This is a genomic window from Vulcanisaeta distributa JCM 11217 (genome assembly GCF_001316005.1).
Lineage (GTDB): Archaea > Thermoproteota > Thermoprotei > Thermoproteales > Thermocladiaceae > Vulcanisaeta > Vulcanisaeta distributa_B.
Map to the genome: position 1 here is coordinate 176,786 of NZ_BBBJ01000002.1, position 14,131 is coordinate 190,916.

Consider the following 14,131-nt stretch of genomic DNA (forward strand, 5'->3'; position numbering starts at 1 on the left):
TAGTAATTACCTGTGGTTAATCCATTAACTGGTATCGACATTGGTGAGTTGACTAGGATTGTTAAGGGCTATGGCGCGTACTTCGGGGGGGGTGTCGTTGGATTCCCAATAGCCTTTAGGGATAGGGAGTTGGAGGTTGAGAGACTTGTCAATAGGTTAGTTGGCGTTAAGATTGTTTATGGGCCATTGGGTTGTGGTAAATCAACGCTACTCATGAACTGGCCAGGGCACTTAGCGAGGTCAAGAGTGACGTCATAGTGATTTACGTAAATTTCGAGGAGAAGGGCTTCATGAATGCTATCAGGGCTTATATACCCGGCCTAGCTGGTGGTGTTAGGGATTCAATAATTAGGGCTGTGGAGAGGGACGTGGAGCCGGTACTTGATAGGATTGGTCTTAGTGCGGTGGTTGGTGTTGGTAGGTTGTTTATGGATATCATTAAAGGTGTGAGTGATGAGGCGGTGATTAGGGATAAGTACGTTGTGCTCATCTTTGATGAGCTAGATAAGTGGTATAGGTCCATGCTTAATGCACCCGATAATGCCCAGGTTGGTTATGGGCCTATTGAGGGTGAGGTTATGAGCTATGCGGAGCATTTTGAGAACTTCCCAACAATGGGCAAGGTCCAGGCTTATCTGTCGTATTTGGCTTTAGTGATCAGGGCGCCGTTAATATGGTTAGGAAATATGGCGGTAAGGGGTTGCTCGAGGGGTTACTGCTCTGGTATATACCAAAGGCCGACTTCATGGACATACTCAATGAGGTAATAATGAAGGTTAAGCCAAGCGGCTCAATAGATGCGGAGCTCCTCTGGCAATTAACTGGCGGCAACCTCAGGGAGTTGGCGAGGATTGTGTTTAACAATGATTGGAGTATCGAGAAGTGGCTTAGGGATGTGATAATTAAGTTGAGCGGCGTTAATGGCATACTGGCCCTCCTTGAGGAAGTTAGTGAGTATGGGCTTAATATTGCCGAGGCTAGAGCTCATGGGCTTGGCAATGCAGCCCGCATGGCCCTTGATGAGCTTCTTGCTATGAACGTTTTCCTTAACGTTTATGACTATGAGTTGAGACTGAGTGAGTTACCTAATGAGCCCTGGGTTAGGGATGTGAATACGGGCAATGTAATAACCATACTGCCCCCCCAATTACCTGCCTATTACTGGGTGCTCAGGGTTATGGCGAGCAAGAGGTCGATAGGTGTTGAACCAAGTGACGTTATTAGGGAGATCACCAAGAACGTTTAACCCGTCCTAACTCGACCTCACCACATTGGCCAGCTCCGGCATCAAGCCCATTATCATCTGCTGCCTACTAAGTGTCCTTAGCCAAACCCTGCCGGGTCCCTCAACGTGCGCCAGCCACAGTCCCTCCTCGCCGAAGAGCATTGTCCTCAAGCCACCGACACGCCTAACGCCAACCCTCATGTCCTCATCAAAGGCCAGTACGTGACCGGCCTCAACATCGAGGCTCTCGCCAGGGCCAAGCTCAAGCATTAGGGCATCACCAATTGCGTGTAGGAATACTCTCCCATAACCATGAAGTCTAGCCATGAGCAATCCCTCACCACCAAGCCAGCCGAAGCCTAAACCAACCAGCTTAACGTCGTAATTCACCGTGGGTTCCATGGCGAGGAAGGCCTTGTGCTCAACCAGGATGCCATTACCATTGAGGTTAATCTCCACGATCTTACCTGGCGCAAAGCCCGCGATATCCACGGCTCCAGGCCCCCCCTCAAGCTCCAGGACAAAGAAGCTCGCTCCCGTTATCGCCCTCTTCAACCCAGCAAGCAGCCCTCCCCCCCCTGTCGTTGCCTTTATGTTAACGCTTGAGGACTTCCAAATCAAGTGCCCACCCTCGGCATATATCTTCTCGCCTGGACCAAGCTCGACGTATAGGTGTTGAATGTCATTGCCCATTATTTTGAAGTTCGCCATGGTTCCCACTTTGTATTTAATTATTTTAAAGGTTAATTTCACGAACTGAGGAGTTAGGTTACAGTGAGTTTAGTTTATTAATAATTCACTACATTAACTGTGTAATGAGGTTGGGAGGTGCGGTATTAATAATCATTATTGCATTGGTGGCACTGGCGTTTCTAGTGAATCCATCGCTTAATAGCCTAGTGCTTTCCGGAATTAATTATGTAATTACTCATGCAATTAACAATACGATGAGCATACCAATGTCAAGCACAGGAATTACCGGTGGCCCTTGTTCTTCCTGGGGGGGCCTTGTTAATGTCAACTTAACGGATGGTGAATCCCTATTTATTGAGGTTGTTAATGGCTCATACGTTTACCTACTCACCAATTCTCACTGCGTTCATGGGGGGGTGGTGGACCTAGGGCGCCAAGTAATTATACCTGGTTTAGTTCTGTGCCTGGCATTTACGTGGTTAGTCCCGGCCCTGGTAGTTATGGCTTACTGGTCTGTGGTAATACCGGGATAGCCTATAGGGTTCTTAATTACACGGCCATGGGCATCGCGGCTTACTACGGGCCGGGCTATAGCAATATAACGACTGATTCCGTGCTTGGGTTCTTTAACATAACTAATGCCTACATCGAGAGTTCCACGGGCTCCGCAGCGCCCGGCTTCTCTCTTCAGTTGAATGCCTACGTGGTCATTAAATACGGTGATAATTACATCATTCACTGGGTTCAGGATGCCCTCGTTGTGATTGGTGGTCAGTATTGGTTTCAGGGTGAGATGGATGTCGTTAATTACATTGGTTCATCCAGGAACGTTATTTATGAGCAGGGTAGGTGCGTACTTGGGTGTTTCGAGACTCCAATGGCTGGTTTATTAATAATCTCCGTTAATTCAACGGGCTATGGCGTAGTCATTAACTTCGGATATGCACTGCTTCAGTTGGGTAATGAGACCTTCACCCCAAGGATTGATTGGTTCGCCCATGAGTTAATACCAATCCCAAACGCCACAGCCTACATAGTGACCAGCCCCCACCGAGGGACCTTATGGTTGGCCCATGGATACGGAATTCGTAATCGGCGGACCAGGTAATGGCGGTGGTGTTGAGTTTAGGGATTTAAATGCGTACCTATCGCTGCTTTATTGGAATGGGACCTCATGGGCGCCATACCCAATAACCTACTCCTTCGGTGTATCCACCGGCGAGTATGCGGTTAACGTTTATGTGCTGCCCATTGGGCCCTCAACGGCCGAGTTAGTTGTCGGTCATAATAATTACCAGGAGTTGAGTGGTTAGTAACCACAGCGTTTATTAACGCCTGCATTACCAATGCTGTGTATGGCTAATGAGGATATTGAGAGACTTAAGAAGAATCCCGAGTTGCTCATTGATGCTTTAAATGACCTGCTAGTGACAAACCCAGAGGCATTGGTTAGGGCGTTGATGAATAGGCCCGAAACCCTAATTAGATTAATAGCGCTCACCGCATCACTACCTCTTGCAGTGCCGGCAATGCTCCTTAGGATACTTACTGCCCTTGCAATACCACCTGGGCATTACGGCGATGTTGATGCACTGAGGAGTAGAATAAATGATGTGGAGAGAAGGCTCGATGAAATTGAGAGCAAGATGATTAAGAGGGAGGACCTTGAATCTTTAATTAAGGAATTGATTAGTAAGTACGGTATTAAGGGTTAGAGACCCCCCCTATGAATTACGCTATGCGTTGATACTGAGTGCACGTAATCAACAAGTCTACCCAACTCCCTAACCCTAGCACCTATGAAGTCGGCATTACAATCGGTCTGTGAGAAGCATTTAATCAGGAAGTCCCTTAAATCAGAACTAACCACGTCATTTGGTATGAAGTTATGGACAACCTGGCTTAAGTGTTCAGGATTCCTAACCCTAATGCCCCTAACAGCTAGGAAAGCATTTATGGCATTGTCATAGATTGATAGGCTTAGTTTCACGATATTACTAAGGATGGCTGCGTCCTTAGTCCGTTCATAACTATTCATCAAATCCACCACTGTTTGAAGGTCTCTCCGTGCGTTATTAACCAGTGATATTGGGTCTGACTCCACGTATTATCACACTAAATCCAATTTTTAAGGCTTAAGCTATAGAACATCTTTTTCTATAGTTTCTTGAAGCAAATACTGCCTGACACAGGATTAATTATATAAACAATAAAGAATTTAATAATAATATAAATAATCTACTTTGATTAAGGTCAACGCACACTATAGACTGCATCCCAAAAGGCCTTCTCATAATTCTGTATGATATATGCCATGTTCCTGGCCCTCACAATAGACTGCTCATCAATACCTCTAACTACCTCAAGGGCTTTATTCTCCAATTCCGTGAATGGACCTCTAAAGGCCTCGAAGAACCCAATTTCCCTAATACCGTACTTACTACGTAACGCATTGCCAAGCCTGACCACGTTTTGACCCCCACACTGGCATGTTGACGATTATTGCCAGCGCGAATTCCTGAATAGTGGCGTAGTTGGCCAGCCAGGCTAGGTAATGCGTGTACTGCACGGCCTCTGGTACCACCTCGAGCATCAATGGGTCCTTAATCTCTATATTCAGCTCCCTCATTAACTTCATTAACTCATGAAGTGCGCCGTAATCACCATCAAGTAGCATCTTCATGAACTCAAGTTCCGTGATGTTCCTAGTTCTGCTCAGGGCTATGGCTAGCGACCTCAGGTCGTGGTTGACTATGTACCATTGATTCATTACAAATGCCCTAATTGTATTTATTGGTAAACGCCCCCCCTCCTCAGCATCCCTAATCATTGGGTGATTTAGTATCGCCTCATTGAGCGGTTCCAGGGCCTTTCTAATGCCTTCAAGTAGTTCCCTGGGCTCCACGGTTTAAATTAATCAGTTTAATTTAAAAGCGTAGTATCACTTTGCACTATGGCGCGGCTCTATTGGTGATTGAATGGTAATAAATACGGAGGGCCTTGATAATGCCAAGGAATTTAGGATGTTACTTAAGGTATTGATTAATGGTGAGCATGTTGAGATTAATCAAGGCATTATTGAACTTGCCAGACTTAATAAGGTGTTGCTTCACGTACTTAGAGCCGTTAATTATGATGGCGAATTACGGCAGAGTCAGGAAAATGGGCTTAGGAGAGTTATTAACATGGTCTCTGAGGTTGAGGATGCGCTTAACGGTATTGAGCACGCCTTCATAAAATTAATTAAGCCTGTCGTCTACGTGCCGGCAGATGTCGATGTCCTGGTTAGGAGGGACCAGGTTCTATTGGCTGCGGCTCGATTAATTAAGCGTGGTTATAGGTTGCTTCTTTATGAGCCTTACACAATAACTCTTGTTAAGGATGGTATTAACGTGGATCTATATGTACACCCGTCAGTTGCCGACCTCACCTACGCCAGGGGTGAGGACTTCCTTAAGTTAAAAACTCTTGGTGAATATCATGGCATTAAGGTTAGCGCGATTGATAGGAGTGCCGAGGTCGTTTTAACGATACTCCACGCCATCTATAAGGAGGGTATTGTCACACTTAATGATGCATTAACAATAATAACCTGGTTAAATGATGATGCGGTTAGGCTGTGTGAGCGGTTGAAGTGTAGGCGTGCAATGGAGCTGGCACTATCCATAGTACTATCCTCAATTGCAGGGTCGTTGGTATTGCCGTACAAACTATCAATGGGTCTTTGGGCCGTGAACCTACTAATGAGGGTGTTGGGCCATGGTGAGTATGCCCCCCCGTCAGTGTTTATGGGGATTAGGAGAATCGGCGATTCCAGGTCAATGACCCAGCTCATTAATCGCATTATAAGAGTAAGCTACTAATGGTGGCGTTACAACTAGACCTTCATGGGTTTAATGCGTTATTCTTACCTCCCCCCCATACATCCCAACTACGGCTCTCCATCTTGGTGGGACTACTATGGTTGATCCGTACTCCTCGATTATTGCCGGCCCCCCCTCAATTACCTGGTTCATTGGTATTTCCTCGCGCCAGTAAATAGGCGTCTCAACCCAATCATCAAAGAACACCCTCCTAAAGCTCCTTGGTTTAGCCTCGCCATTGGTCCTTGGCGCCCTGAATCTCGGTTTAACCCTCGTTATTACCGCGAATACCCTAATGGTAACGACCTCAACGGCTTATTCAACTTAAAGCCGTATGTCGCGTAGTGCCTCTCATTAAATGCCCTCTCGACATCCCCCCATGCTCGCCGGCCTACCGACAGGTATTGTTAACTCCCAACCTGCCCAACATACCTAACATCGGCATACCTAAGGAAGTAATCAACCCTACCCAACCTACTGAGTAACTCATCCTCAAGTCTCTTAAATCCATCCTCAAGATCCCTTGGGAATGACGACCTAGCCTCAAACCTCTCATCAGCCATCAACAGGCCAAGGCGCTGAAGGCACCTGGCTCAGGCGGCACGATCACGGAGCCAATCCCCAACTCCTCAGCTATGTAAGGTGCGAATTGAGGACCAGCGCCACCAAAGGCCATTAACGTGAAGTCCCTCGGGTCGAGACCTCTCTCGACAGTCACAAGCCTAACAGCCCTAGCCATCTCAACAACCGCAAGTCTAATGGCCTCAAGGGCCACGTTGATGGAGTCACCGAGTCTCGCCAATCCCTTAACCGCAGCGTCCCTATCAAGCCTCATCTCACCACCGAGTAGGTACTCACCAATCCTTCCAAGGACAACATTTGCATCAGTCAGTGTTGGTTCCTTACCACCCCCCCTACCATAGCATATAGGCCCTGGATCAGCCCCCCCGGCACTAATGGGGCCGACCCTAAGGCCCCCCCTGCCTCGTCACGCCAAATAATAGTCCCACCACCACTCGAGACCTCCGCCAAGTCAATGAATGGGAACCTAACTGGGTAGCCACTGCCCTTGACTAGTCTCCCGTGGTGTACCTCACCACCGACCTCGTATTCCGTGGTCACCTCAGGCTCATGCCTGAGTATTGAGGATGCCTTAGCCGTGGTACCACCCATGTCGAAGCCGATGACGTTCTCAACACCAATTAACTTAGAGAACTCCGCAGCAGCCACAGCGCCGGCTGCGGGACCAGACTCGATTAATTGAACGGGCCTCTCCACAGCCTCATTTGCATCCACAAGACCACCCGCACTCGACATTATATAGAACTTACCAATACCAAGCTCCTTAAGGCCCTCGGAGAACCTTGCTATGTACTCGCTGACTATTGGCATGAGGACAGCATTAACGACTGTAGTCGAGGTCCTCTCATACTCCCTAGGCTCTGGGGGGGCAACCCTGCTTGATAGGCTTACGTATTTGAAATACTTCCTAAGTACATCGCCCGTAACCTCCTCATTACTTGGGTTAATGTATGAATGAAGGTATGAAACAGCCACACTGACGACACCCATTGACCTAGCCTTAACGGCGTACTCCTCAACCTCACTAGGATCAACCTGCTTAGCCACCGTGCCATCAGCCAAAACCCTCTCATCAACCTCAAACCTAAGCTCCCTAGGGACCAGGGGCCTCGGCTTATCGAAGAACAAGTCATAAAGCCTAGGCCTATTTTGACGGCCAATCTCGATAACGTCCCTAAAGCCCCCCCTCGTGGTAAATAAAGCCACCTTGGGGATCTCAAGACCAACCTGCCCAAGCAGGGTATTAGTGCCAATGGTAGTCGCATGAAGAACCTCAGAGATAGGTTCCTTAATCCTCTTCAAACCATCAAGCACAGCAACCTCAGGACTCCTCGGAGTACTAAGAACCTTAATTGAGTATATGGTACCATCACCCCCCCTAAGAATTACGAAATCCGTGAACGTACCACCAACATCTACGGCAACCACCGCCATTATTTATCGTAAATTATGATAGTTACGTTATTTTTATATTTTTGCTATAAGACAAGCTATTGTTGATTAAACATGCATAAATGGGAGATATTACTACCGGGTATTCCCATAACTACGAACTTAGGATTCCTAGGTCTTTGTAATGTCGTCCTAATAAGCCTTGATGATGAGTATGTGATCTTTGACCCAGGTCACTATGGAAATAGAGAACCATTACTTTCTACATTACGTAATAAGGGATTGAGTGTTAATGATATCGACTATGTTGTGTTATCTCATCTTCACTTTGACCATGCGGTAAATACGCTATTATTTCCTAAGGCGAAGATTATTATTTCAAGAAGTGAAATAGAGTATGCGCGATCTAATCCTAACGATCCATATCTAGCAACATACTTAATCGATTTAGTCAGGGATAGATTGATCGTTGTTGATGAAGGTGATGAAATCCTTGGCGCGAAGTTCATATTATTACCTGGACACACAGGTGGAACCATGGGACTTCTACTTGAGGATAAAACCTTACTTGTAGGCGATGCCATTAAGTACGTGTCCGAGGCATTGAGTAGGAGGGCGTCATTCGCCTATTATAATGGTGAACTTGCTAATGAAAGCATTACGAAGGCTTTAAGCATCGCTAAGGTAGTGGTTCCAGGGCATGATATGCCCTTTATTATTGATTCCGGTTCGATACGATCATTATTAAGTGAGCCCTTTAATCTTCAATTAACTTTAAGGGGGGGACGTATAAAATTAACAATCATTAATGAATGAGCAACAACGAAATAATTAAGTATCTTATTGAATATCGCTAAATAACATTCCTAAATCATAATTTAACTTTACGCGTATTCCCAGCTCCCTCAAAACTGACCATAATGTTGCACTATTACTACTTACTACGGGCTTGCTTATTCGTCTCTCAATGGCACCAATAACTTCGAGCGTTCTCCAATTAGTACATGATATAAATAACGCATCAAAGTCCGAGCCAAACTGATTATATGCATTTAGGGCTGCTTCATAGGCGGTCCTTGGATCAAGCGAGCCGATTACCGTGTTATCCACAATACCGAGTCCACGTATACTAACGACCTTAAACCCATGAGCTTCAAGAAATTCCTTCTCCTTAGTATTTAATTCATCTATGTATGGTGTAACAATCAATACCTTATTAGCGCCCAACCTCTTAAAGGCATCGATAACGGCACCCGCTGTAGCCACAGCCTTAACCTTAACTAAGCGTTCAATTCTTTCCTTAATCTCAATATGATGATTTGGACCCTTGAATAAACTACCCGTTGTACATGCATAAGCAATTATGTCTGGATTAATCGTACTTAATTCCATGGCAGCCCTCTCGGTCTCCCTCTCCATCTCCTCAAGACCCTTTAATGTAACCTCCCTAAGCGTAATCCTAGAACTATGTATAGTAACCTCCGGCTCTTTAATTGCACGGTTAAATTCACGCTCAACAGTAGTATTTGATGATGGGATTATTACGCCAATTTTGAACCAAGTCATTATCCCATATTTTTATCACGAGTTATTTAAATTTTCAGCTAGCTTTAATATAAAGAAATGCTAATTATTAACAAAGATAATGCTTTAAAATATAGCTATAATTAATTATTTGATTAAGTATGGTGTCCATGAGAACACTTGCAATAATAAGTACAAGTATAGGTATTGGGTTTGAATGGTATGATTTCTTCCTTTATAGCCTATTAGGACCAGTCATAGCGGAGCTATTCTTTCCATCGAAGGTTGCCATTCTTTCTCTATTACTGTATTACTTAGTATTCTTGATAGGATTTTTGGGTAGACCACTTGGTGGTATTATTTTTGGTCATATCGGTGATAAACTTGGTAGGATTTACGCCCTTTACTTTACATTACTATTTGCTGGTGCGTCTTCACTCGTAGTGGCTGTTCTACCCACTTACTATCAAATAGGCATTGTAGCCCCCCATTAACACTTGCTGCGATGAGATTTCTTGACGGCGTCGCGCTCGGCGGTGAGTGGGGTGGTTCGTTCTCATTAACGTCAGAGTACATAAATCCGAATAGGAGAGGTCTTTATTCAGGTATTCTTCAGTCAACGGTGTCGATTGCATCATTAATGATAAGCGGACTAACATTACTATTAACGTCTATATTAGGGCAATCAGGATTTAAGGCAATAGGTTGGAGAATATTATTTGGTATAGGCTTCATAATTGCAATATTAGGCGTTTTCATCAGGCTTAGAGTTGAAGATTCACCGGTATTTAGACAGCTACAGAGCAAGGGTCAAATAGTTAAGAGTCCCTTAGTTGAGGCTATTAGAAAATATTGGAAGTTAATATTAATTGGCTTATTCCTTGTTGGTGTCTTTAATGGCATTTGGTATTACATGAATTATGCATTCTCCATATCCTATGCAACCCTAATAGCTAAAGAATTTGGTAAGCCCTATGTATCGTACACGGTAACCCAGTTAGGAATTCTAATTGTTTCTATCATCGGCATATTTGCATCCGTACTCTTTGGTTACTTATCAGACTTAATAGGTAGAAGGCCTCAGATGCTGGCTGACGCCGTTATTGGAATTGTATTTGCCGCACCGTACTTCTTAATGTTAATAAGTGGTAACCCAACATTAGTAATTACGGCCATAATATTGGGTGGATTATTTGTTTACTACCTAGCAGGTGCAATAACGCCAATAGTACTAGTTGAGATGTTCCCACCCCCCCAGGTTAGGTATACTGGCATATCAATGGCTTATCAAATAGGTGTTGGGTTCCTTGGTGGTTCTGCACCGCTAATAATGACTTACCTAATCGCAGTAACTCACAATATTTATTCACCAATATACTTCATGATTGGTACTGGGGTGTTAGTATTGGCAATGGCGTTATTGGTCGGCGAAACCAAGGGAAGACTTTACATGGGTGAGGAAATCCTTAAGCAACAGTAAAATTTAGTAGTTAATTAAATTAAAATCAATTAATATGATTGATGTTAGGAATTTGTTGAGAGGTGCCTTTGATCTTCATGTTCATAGTGCCCAGATATTGTGCCTAGGCTCCTTGATGATGTTGACTTAGCCAGGCTTTATAGGGATTATGGCTTTGGTGGTTTCGTAATTAAGAACCACTACTCACCAACCTATGATAGGGCTTACCTGGTTAGGAGAGTTGTGGATGGTATTGAGGTCTTTGGTGGTGTTGTGCTTAACAACTCTGTTGGTGGTTTAAACCCAAGGATAGTGTATGTGGCTGGTAAATCCGGGGGGGCTAAGATTATTTGGTTCCCAACCGTTGACTCGACAAATGAGAGGTCATCACTACTTAACTGGCGTGGTAAGCCCAACTCACCGGCATGGGCTAAGGCACAACTTGAGCTTCATGATAGGGGGGGATTACTTGGCAATGCTCTAGGTATATTTGATGAGGATGGTAGGATTAAACCTGAGGTTGATGAGATCTTGGATTTAATTAGGGAATTTAACATGATACTCGCCACAGGCCACCTAAGCCCAAGCGAGGGCATGCAGTTGGTTAAGAGGGCTGTGGAAAGGGGGGGTGTTAGGAAGATAGTCATTACACACCCTGAATTCCCAACGACTAGGTACAGCATTGAGCAGCAGAGGGAACTGGTTAATTACGGTGTTTACTTTGAGAGATGTTACGAGTCCGTACTTACAGGTAGGGCGAGCATTAATGATGTCGTGAGGGCAATTAGGGAAACCGGCATTGAGAGGAACATATTATCAACAGACCTAGGCCAGGCGCATAATGAGCCACCCCCCCCACAGGGTTATGTAGAGTTCGTAGAGAAATTAATCGAAAATGGCGTCACTAGGGAAGAGATAGAAATAATGACGAGAGAGAATCAAAGGAAATTATTATATGAATAAGTTAGCATGTTGAGATAATTAAACCCTCATTACTACTACGGTGCTTGCCTGCATCAAGTCCCCCCCCAGGCGTGAGCGAGACCAGTATATACAGGTTTCTTAACCTGTCTCTTACCTGCCTTACCAGCTAACTGCCAGTAGATTTCGGCAACCTTCATTACGCCAGCGGCGGCTATTGGATTACCAACACCGAGTAGTCCACCTGATGGATTTATTGGTAAGTCACCATCCTTTGAGTGACACCTTCCTTTGTTAGCTTTGGTGCCTCACACTTCTTAGCCAGCCCAAGGCCCTCCATGTGGTGTAATTCCTTATAGTCGAATGGATCGTAAACCTCTGCAACGTCAATCTCCTTCCTCGGGTTTGTTATGCCTGCCATCCTATAGGCCATTTGGGCGGCTACATTGGCATACTCGGGGGGGAATGCCAAGTCCCTGTTAGTCCAGGACGTTGTGTCTAGGGCCCAGCCGACTCCATCAATCCAGACAGGCGTGTCCGTCTGTCTCCTCGCCACATCCTCGCTGGCAACCACGAATGCAGCTGCTCCATCACTCACGGGTGATATGTCCAGTAATTGGACAGGCCATACTAACACCTCGCTCTTGAGTACGTCATCTACCGTTATGTTAGCGGCTACTTGGGCCGCTGGGTGGTCGAGGGCGTTACGCTTATTCTTAACGCTGACTAGGGCTATGTCCTCCTTCTTAACGCCGCACTTATACATGTACCTATGCATTTCCATTGCGAAAATCCAGATTAGGTTTGGCTGTAATGGTACCTCAGTGACTGGGTCCCATATGTACCTAAAGACCGCTTGTGGGTGTGGTATATCAGCATCGCTCATTTTCTCCTCAGCGACGGCTAGCACAGTCTTACAGTGCCCGCTAGCCACGTGCCACCAGGCGGCTATTGGAACCATCACGCCGGTAGCACCACCAACGAAAACCCTCATTGTTGGCTTACCAACACCGCCAGCCCCCCCATCAGCCAGGTACTCGCCCTTCATGTGAACTCCATCGAATGTGTCTGGCGCCGAGCCGATGACTACGCAGTCAATGTCCTTAAGCGTAAGCCCAGCCTCGTCAAGTGCTTGTTTGGCGGCTATCCAGGCAAGTTCCTTGGGCGTCTCGAGCATCCTCCTCCTAAATAACGTTAATCCCGCGCCGATTACGGCGGGTCTGTGCTTAACGTAAATATTCCTACTCATAAGATACCACCCATGGCTTAGTTCTTAAGCATTACCAATCACCTACTTAACACTGCGACGACGCTCGTCGTGGTCGGCACACCACGCCATGAATGAACAACAGCCTTCTCAGCCTTACTTAATTGCATCCTACCAGCCTCACCCCCCCTCAGTTGTAGTACTGCATTGACTAGCCTGGCGAGACCATGAACCTCAAGTGGAACGCCCTCACCAAGTGCGCCACCGCTCGGATTCACTGGGAATAGGCCATCCCTATCAAAGGCGCCCTCCAGGAGTAGTTTATGAGCCTCACCAATTGGGGCCAGCTTTAACGCCTCAATGAATTGCAACTCCTTGAAGCTGTACCTTGCATCAACTTCTGCGAAGTGTAGTTCTTTAATTGGGTCCTGAATACCAGCCATCTTATACGCCGCCTCAGCGGCCCTCATAGCATGTACTGGGAATTCCCAGTTATGGAACTCGAGGGATGGATCCTCGGTAATCCAATGTATGCCGTCGACCCACACGGGGGGGGTGTCCGTGTATCTCCTAGCTACGTCTTCACTGGCGAGGACTACTACGACGGCCGCATCAACAAATGGTGCAATATCTAGTTTTGTTAGTGGTGATACGGCATATGGTGAATTTAATACTTCGTCAATGGTTAGGTTAGCGCCATAACTGGCTTTATCGTTATAAAGGGCGTTCCTCTTATTCTTAACTACTACGTAAGCCAATGCCTCCCGTGGCACGTTGTAACGCGTCATGTAAGCTTGAGCCTCTAATGCCGCTAACGCGTGATAATTGGGTGTGTTTATTGCCCTTATAGTTATTGGATCCATGGCGAAGAGCATGACATCATGCATGTTAATAATGTCGCTAGGCTTTGCGTGCGACTCCACAGCGACAATATCAAACTGCCCAGTTTTAATCATCATATAAGCGTTGGCCACGCATTGAAGCCCATCACCCGGCGTCGTGAATACGGGCTTCAACGTACCGCCAATAGGCTCTGGCGCGAATTCGTCGGCTATGGCTATACCCTCCCAAAAGTCCTCTTGGCAACTTGCGAAAGCATCAACATCAGTCCTTGGGTTTAAACCACCGGCATCTTCATAAGCGCGGGTTGCAGCCTCAAACATCATCTCCCTAAACGACGCCTCCTCAACCACAGGCCTAAACCCGTACCAGCCAACCCCCCCTATAATTGCAACTCTCCTTGACATAGTAATTATGGTACCAGG

General features: G+C 46.0%; 17 protein-coding genes and 2 pseudogenes. 11 read left to right on the forward strand and 8 right to left on the reverse strand.

Annotation, left to right across the window (positions count from 1 at the left end):
• Nucleotides 1-12 precede the first annotated feature (12 nt).
• The 3 genes from JCM11217_RS02960 to JCM11217_RS02970 are packed head-to-tail and all read left to right on the forward strand — an operon-like array spanning nt 13 to nt 1,246.
• Entirely contained in the window at nt 13-258 is a 246-nt protein-coding gene (locus tag JCM11217_RS02960; protein WP_054842000.1) for a hypothetical protein, read from the forward strand.
• Entirely contained in the window at nt 258-767 is a 510-nt protein-coding gene (locus JCM11217_RS02965) for a hypothetical protein (protein WP_054842001.1), read from the forward strand. The genes JCM11217_RS02960 and JCM11217_RS02965 overlap by 1 nt, the downstream gene beginning before the upstream one ends.
• Complete coding sequence (locus JCM11217_RS02970) at nt 701-1,246, forward strand: hypothetical protein (protein WP_243678158.1); 546 nt, start codon at nt 701-703, stop codon at nt 1,244-1,246. Before JCM11217_RS02965 ends, JCM11217_RS02970 begins: the two co-directional genes overlap by 67 nt.
• A 6-nt stretch (nt 1,247-1,252) precedes the next feature.
• Here JCM11217_RS02970 and JCM11217_RS02975 read toward each other — a convergent pair whose 3' ends face one another.
• A complete protein-coding gene (locus tag JCM11217_RS02975; RefSeq protein WP_054842080.1) occupies nt 1,253-1,936 on the reverse strand; it encodes a TIGR00266 family protein in 684 nt (227 codons plus the stop codon).
• A 104-nt stretch (nt 1,937-2,040) separates the two neighbouring features.
• Here JCM11217_RS02975 and JCM11217_RS02980 point away from each other — a divergent pair, with 104 nt between their 5' ends.
• From JCM11217_RS02980 to JCM11217_RS02995, 3 genes and pseudogenes are all read left to right on the forward strand, one after another.
• Nucleotides 2,041-2,451, forward strand: coding sequence for a hypothetical protein (locus JCM11217_RS02980; protein WP_054842003.1), 411 nt, complete (start codon nt 2,041-2,043; stop codon nt 2,449-2,451).
• A 26-nt stretch (nt 2,452-2,477) separates the two neighbouring features.
• Nucleotides 2,478-3,231: pseudogene (locus JCM11217_RS02985) on the forward strand (thermopsin).
• A gap of 42 nt (nt 3,232-3,273) precedes the next feature.
• Nucleotides 3,274-3,633 (forward strand): hypothetical protein, encoded by a 360-nt coding sequence (locus JCM11217_RS02995; RefSeq protein ID WP_054842006.1) that lies wholly within the window; start codon nt 3,274-3,276, stop codon nt 3,631-3,633.
• Here the strand turns inward: JCM11217_RS02995 and JCM11217_RS03000 are convergent.
• From JCM11217_RS03000 to JCM11217_RS03005, 3 genes are all read right to left on the reverse strand, one after another.
• Nucleotides 3,630-4,022: a hypothetical protein gene (locus tag JCM11217_RS03000; protein WP_054842007.1), complete on the reverse strand. Its 393-nt coding sequence runs from the start codon at nt 4,020-4,022 to the stop codon at nt 3,630-3,632. The two genes, JCM11217_RS02995 and JCM11217_RS03000, sit on opposite strands and share 4 nt — an antisense overlap.
• Before the next feature lie 149 nt (nt 4,023-4,171).
• Nucleotides 4,172-4,387: a hypothetical protein gene (locus JCM11217_RS13235; protein WP_243678159.1), complete on the reverse strand. Its 216-nt coding sequence runs from the start codon at nt 4,385-4,387 to the stop codon at nt 4,172-4,174.
• Nucleotides 4,359-4,823: a hypothetical protein gene (locus tag JCM11217_RS03005; protein WP_243678160.1), complete on the reverse strand. Its 465-nt coding sequence runs from the start codon at nt 4,821-4,823 to the stop codon at nt 4,359-4,361. Before JCM11217_RS03005 ends, JCM11217_RS13235 begins: the two co-directional genes overlap by 29 nt.
• Nucleotides 4,824-4,896: 73 nt before the next feature.
• Here JCM11217_RS03005 and JCM11217_RS03010 point away from each other — a divergent pair, with 73 nt between their 5' ends.
• Nucleotides 4,897-5,781: a hypothetical protein gene (locus JCM11217_RS03010; protein WP_054842008.1), complete on the forward strand. Its 885-nt coding sequence runs from the start codon at nt 4,897-4,899 to the stop codon at nt 5,779-5,781.
• A gap of 30 nt (nt 5,782-5,811) precedes the next feature.
• Here the strand turns inward: JCM11217_RS03010 and JCM11217_RS03015 are convergent.
• Nucleotides 5,812-7,797, reverse strand: a pseudogene (locus JCM11217_RS03015) (hydantoinase/oxoprolinase family protein).
• A 72-nt stretch (nt 7,798-7,869) separates the two neighbouring features.
• On the opposite strand from JCM11217_RS03015, the gene JCM11217_RS03020 reads away from it, so the two are divergent.
• A complete protein-coding gene (locus tag JCM11217_RS03020; RefSeq protein ID WP_054842009.1) occupies nt 7,870-8,571 on the forward strand; it encodes an MBL fold metallo-hydrolase in 702 nt (233 codons plus the stop codon).
• Between the two features lie 24 nt (nt 8,572-8,595).
• Here JCM11217_RS03020 and JCM11217_RS03025 read toward each other — a convergent pair whose 3' ends face one another.
• Nucleotides 8,596-9,321: an aspartate/glutamate racemase family protein gene (locus JCM11217_RS03025; protein WP_054842010.1), complete on the reverse strand. Its 726-nt coding sequence runs from the start codon at nt 9,319-9,321 to the stop codon at nt 8,596-8,598.
• 119 nt (nt 9,322-9,440) lie between these two features.
• On the opposite strand from JCM11217_RS03025, the gene JCM11217_RS13240 reads away from it, so the two are divergent.
• From JCM11217_RS13240 to JCM11217_RS03035, 3 genes are all read left to right on the forward strand, one after another.
• Nucleotides 9,441-9,773, forward strand: a complete 333-nt coding sequence (locus JCM11217_RS13240) for a hypothetical protein (protein ID WP_243678161.1) — start codon at nt 9,441-9,443, stop codon at nt 9,771-9,773.
• Between the two features lie 11 nt (nt 9,774-9,784).
• Complete coding sequence (locus tag JCM11217_RS03030) at nt 9,785-10,759, forward strand: MFS transporter (protein ID WP_243678162.1); 975 nt, start codon at nt 9,785-9,787, stop codon at nt 10,757-10,759.
• A gap of 99 nt (nt 10,760-10,858) precedes the next feature.
• Nucleotides 10,859-11,701 carry a DUF6282 family protein gene (locus tag JCM11217_RS03035; RefSeq protein ID WP_243678163.1) on the forward strand — a complete coding sequence of 281 codons (843 nt, stop codon included), beginning with the start codon at nt 10,859-10,861 and terminating at the stop codon, nt 11,699-11,701.
• A gap of 211 nt (nt 11,702-11,912) precedes the next feature.
• Here the strand turns inward: JCM11217_RS03035 and JCM11217_RS03040 are convergent, their stop codons facing one another.
• Both JCM11217_RS03040 and JCM11217_RS03045 read right to left on the reverse strand, forming a co-directional pair.
• Nucleotides 11,913-12,908: a thiolase domain-containing protein gene (locus JCM11217_RS03040; RefSeq protein ID WP_243678164.1), complete on the reverse strand. Its 996-nt coding sequence runs from the start codon at nt 12,906-12,908 to the stop codon at nt 11,913-11,915.
• A gap of 38 nt (nt 12,909-12,946) precedes the next feature.
• Nucleotides 12,947-14,113: a thiolase domain-containing protein gene (locus tag JCM11217_RS03045; protein WP_054842011.1), complete on the reverse strand. Its 1,167-nt coding sequence runs from the start codon at nt 14,111-14,113 to the stop codon at nt 12,947-12,949.
• Nucleotides 14,114-14,131: the final 18 nt, after the last annotated feature.

Coding starts and splice junctions, on each gene's coding strand:
- JCM11217_RS02975 (WP_054842080.1), bottom strand. CDS start 1,936: ATGGCGAACTTCAAAATAATGGGCAATGACATTCAACACCTATACGTC.
- JCM11217_RS02980 (WP_054842003.1), top strand. CDS start 2,041: ATGAGGTTGGGAGGTGCGGTATTAATAATCATTATTGCATTGGTGGCA.
- JCM11217_RS02995 (WP_054842006.1), top strand. CDS start 3,274: ATGGCTAATGAGGATATTGAGAGACTTAAGAAGAATCCCGAGTTGCTC.
- JCM11217_RS03010 (WP_054842008.1), top strand. CDS start 4,897: ATGGTAATAAATACGGAGGGCCTTGATAATGCCAAGGAATTTAGGATG.
- JCM11217_RS03020 (WP_054842009.1), top strand. CDS start 7,870: ATGCATAAATGGGAGATATTACTACCGGGTATTCCCATAACTACGAAC.
- JCM11217_RS03025 (WP_054842010.1), bottom strand. CDS start 9,321: ATGACTTGGTTCAAAATTGGCGTAATAATCCCATCATCAAATACTACT.
- JCM11217_RS13240 (WP_243678161.1), top strand. CDS start 9,441: ATGGTGTCCATGAGAACACTTGCAATAATAAGTACAAGTATAGGTATT.
- JCM11217_RS03030 (WP_243678162.1), top strand. CDS start 9,785: ATGAGATTTCTTGACGGCGTCGCGCTCGGCGGTGAGTGGGGTGGTTCG.
- JCM11217_RS03040 (WP_243678164.1), bottom strand. CDS start 12,908: ATGAGTAGGAATATTTACGTTAAGCACAGACCCGCCGTAATCGGCGCG.
- JCM11217_RS03045 (WP_054842011.1), bottom strand. CDS start 14,113: ATGTCAAGGAGAGTTGCAATTATAGGGGGGGTTGGCTGGTACGGGTTT.